General features: G+C 69.2%; 2 protein-coding genes. Both read left to right on the top strand.

The window, feature by feature from the left end; translation table 11 throughout:
- Positions 1 to 1,165, top strand: a 1,165-nt coding sequence (locus V6M51_RS00200) for an enolase C-terminal domain-like protein (protein WP_332763608.1), incomplete at its 5' end; no start/stop codon positions are given.
- Positions 1,166 to 1,197: 32 nt separating this feature from the next.
- The coding region (locus tag V6M51_RS00205) for a tripartite tricarboxylate transporter substrate binding protein (protein ID WP_332763610.1) at positions 1,198 to 1,874 on the top strand (677 nt) is incomplete at its 3' end.

The following is a 1,874-nucleotide window of genomic DNA, read 5'->3' on the forward strand; positions in this document are numbered from 1 at the left end:
CGGCCGCTATAACCGCGTGCTCAACGGCCTGCGCCAGGCCATCGCCGGGCGCGACGGCGGCGGGCCCCAGGCCACCGTGCATCAGGTCACGTCCGCGGCCGAGGCCGCCGTGCTCAAGCAGCCGCATGAGATCAACCTGCGCCTGGACAACGTGATCACCGCGGTCGAGGCCGCCCTGCTCGACCTGCTCGGCCAGCACCTGGGCGTGCCGGTCGCCGAGCTGCTCGGCAACGGCCAGCAGCGCGACAGCGTGCCGATGCTGGCCTACCTCTTCTATATCGGCGACCGCCGGCGCACCGACCTGCCCTACCGGGCCGGCAGCGGCGCCAGCGAGGACTGGTACCACCTGCGCCATCAGGAAGCCGTCACCCCCCAGGCGATCGCCCGCCTGGCCGCAGCCGCCAACGCCCGCTATGGCTTCCAGGACTTCAAGCTCAAGGGCGGGGTGATGTCCGGCCGCGAGGAGATGGCGGCGGTGGCCGCGATCAAGGCGCGCTTCCCCAACGCCCGCGTCACCCTCGACCCGAATGGCGCCTGGTCGCTGGCCGAGGCCATCGAGCTGTGCCAGGGCCAGGGCCACCTGCTGGCCTACGCCGAGGACCCCTGCGGCGCGGAGCACGGTTATTCCGGCCGCGAGATCATGGCCGAGTTCAGGCGCGCCACCGGCATCCCCACCGCCACCAACATGGTCGCCACCGACTGGCGGCAGATGGGCCATTCGCTGCGCCTCGATGCGGTGGACATTCCACTGGCCGACCCGCACTTCTGGACCCTGCAGGGTGCGGTGCGCCTGGGCCAGGTCTGCGAGGAGTTCGGCCTGACCTGGGGCTCGCACTCGAACAACCACTTCGACGTGTCCCTGGCCATGTTCACCCACGCCGCCGCCGCGGTGCCGGGGCGCATCACCGCCATCGACAGCCACTGGATCTGGCAGGAGGGCGAGGAACGCCTGACCCGCGAGCCGCTGCGGATCGAAGGCGGCCAGGTGCAGGTGCCGGACAAGCCCGGCCTGGGTATCGAGCCGGACATGCAGCGGATCATGGCCGCCCATGAGCTCTACAAGACAGTGGTCAGCGGCGCCCGCGACGACGCCATGGCCATGCAATACCTGGTTCCAGGTTGGCAGTACCACCCGAAACGCCCGAGCCTCGGGCGCTCGAACTGAAACGCGCAGCCCTCATCCCCCGGAGAACTCCAATGAATAAAACAATCCGCGCCTCCCTGCTCTCAGCCCTGCTCGGCATGGGCGCCCTCACCGCCCAATCAGCCGCCTTCGCCGCCGACGCCGTCGACTGGCCGACCCGCCCGGTGCAGGTGGTGGTGATCGCCAACCCCGGCGGCGACACCGACTTCAACGCGCGCATGATGGCCAAGTACTTCAACCAGCTCACCGGCAAGAACATGGTGGTCACCAACGTCGCCGGCGGTGGCGGCACCCTGGCCGCCGAGCAGGTCAAGGGCGCCGCTCCCGATGGCAATACCCTCCTCTTCACCCACACCGGCCAGCTGATCGTCAACGAGGTGGCCGGCCTGTCCGACGACGGCTTCGAGGCCTTCGACATTTCCTGCATCGCCGGCGTGGACAAGGGCGCGATCTTCGTCGCCAGCCAGAGCGCCGGGGTGAACAGCCTGCAGCAGCTGATCGACAAGGCCAAGGCCAACCCGGGCAGCATCAGCTACGGCACCGAGATGGGCAGCTTCTCGCACATCCAGGGCCTGATGTTCGAGCAACTGGCCGGGGTGAAGCTGAAGATGGTCGATGCCGGCACCGTATCCGAGAAGGTCGTCGCCCTGCTCGGCGGCCGCATCGACCTGGGCGCCATCAGCTACGGCTCGGTCCAGGACTACATAGGCGGCGGGCAGATGGCCGCCCT

The sequence above is a fragment of the Phenylobacterium sp. genome (assembly GCF_036677185.1).
In the GTDB taxonomy this organism is placed as follows: domain Bacteria; phylum Pseudomonadota; class Alphaproteobacteria; order Caulobacterales; family Caulobacteraceae; genus Phenylobacterium.